We start from the raw sequence: 1,771 nt of genomic DNA, 5'->3' as shown, positions 1-1,771 counted from the left end.
GCACCGCGACCTGGCCCTGGCAGCACTGCGGAAGGCGGTCGTCATGCGCCGTCCAGCGGCAGGCCTGATCCACCACTCGGACCGCGGCAGTCAAGGCGGATTCAATTGGTCGTCGCAACACCTTGGCGGAGTGTTGTGCGATGGCGGGTCGACGGCGTTCGGAACGGGCTTTTACGGGATAAGCTGAGGTCGCCCGGGCGACCTGGCGTGGGGATGCGGGAGCACCGGCGCCGGTTTTGGGCGTTTATCGCGGCAGGCTGTCGAGCGAGGACGCGGCAATGGGTGTGGGTGTGTCGCAGGCAGTCGGGTCGAGATGGTTCCGGGTAGCGGGCGGGATGGCACCGTCGCACTTATTGCGCTCTGCCAAGGCGCCTTCGGGGCGCTACCTTTCGTTTTCTGAGCGGGAGGAGATCGCATTGCTGCAAGTTCAAGGCGTTGGCGTGCGCGAGATCGCGCGCCGCTTGGGCCGGGCAGCGTCGACGATCTCACGCGAACTCATGCGGAACGCGGCAACGCGGGGCGGCAACCTGGACTATCGCGCAACGACTGCGCAGTGGCATGCCGAGCGGGCGGCGCGTCGACCGAAGGTGGCGAAGCTCGCGGCGAACTCTGTGCTGCGGTCGTATATCCAGGACCGGCTTGCTGGTTCCGTTGTCGCGCCAGGTGGCGCTGCAGTTCCCGGCCCAGCGGTGGCTTGGAAGGGTCGGCGACATGGGCGACGGCAGAAGCGGAGATGGGTCATGGCGTGGAGCCCGCAGCAGATTGCCGAGCGCCTGCGGCTCGACCACCCGGAAGACGCCACGATGCGGATCAGCCATGAGGCGATCTACCAGGCGCTCTACGTCCAGGGGCGGGGCGCACTGAAGCGCGAGTTGACAGCATGCCTGCGGACCGGCCGGGTGCCGCGAGCGCGCACGCATGGGCGCGGCAAGTCGTTCATCACCCCGGAGATCCTCATCAGCGAACGTCCCGCTGAGGCGGAGGATCGCGCGGTGCCGGGGCATTGGGAGGGAGATCTGATCATAGGCCTGAACCGCTCCGCCATCGGCACCCTGGCCGAGCGCACGACGCGGTTCACGATGCTGCTGCACCTCCCGCCGATGGAGGGGCATGGAACGGGGGTGCGCGAGAAGAATGGGCCAGCGCTGGCCGGGCACGGCGCCGAAGCGGTGCGTGACGCGATCACGGGGACGATCAGCACCTTGCCCGAGCAGCTCCGACGTTCGCTGACCTGGGACCAGGGTGCCGAGATGGCGCAGCACGCCAGGCTGCGGATCGACACCAGCCTGCAGGTGTACTTCTGTGATCCCCATAGCCCATGGCAACGCGGCACCAACGAGAACACCAATGGCCTGCTGCGGCAGTACTTTCCGAAGGGGACGAACCTCAGCGTGCACGGTGCCGATGACCTCGCCGCAGTGGCCGCAGCGCTCAACAGCAGGCCGCGCAAGACGCTCGGATGGAAGACGCCTGCCGAAGCGATCGACGCGGCGCTGCAGTCAGTTCAGGATGGTGTTGCGACGACCGGTTGAGACCAAGCAATATTGTTCCGTGGACTACCAGGCCGAACTGAAGGCCCACGGCATCCTGATTTCCATGTCCGGGCGGGGAAACTGCTTCGACAACGCCATGGTCGAGACGTTCTTCAAGACGCTGAAATCCGAACTCGTCTGGCGCACCGCCTTCGAAACACGCACCGACGCCGCAGCCGCCATCGGCCGATACATCGACGGCTTCTACAACCCCATCCGCCGCCATTCCGCGCTCGACT

The 1,771-nt window shown here is 66.5% G+C and carries 2 pseudogenes; both read left to right on the top strand.

Going from position 1 to position 1,771, the window contains the following annotated elements:
- The first annotated feature begins 140 nt into the window (after positions 1 to 140).
- A pseudogene (locus ACFHNC_RS24620) lies at positions 141 to 1,532 on the top strand (IS30 family transposase).
- Positions 1,533 to 1,539: 7 nt separating this feature from the next.
- A pseudogene (locus ACFHNC_RS24615) lies at positions 1,540 to 1,771 on the top strand (integrase core domain-containing protein); the annotation flags it as partial.

This window comes from Falsiroseomonas sp. E2-1-a4 (assembly GCF_051433165.1).
Classification (GTDB): domain Bacteria; phylum Pseudomonadota; class Alphaproteobacteria; order Acetobacterales; family Acetobacteraceae; genus Falsiroseomonas.
Note: the sequence above shows the minus strand (reverse complement) of the source record. Positions and strands in the feature narration are given on the sequence as shown.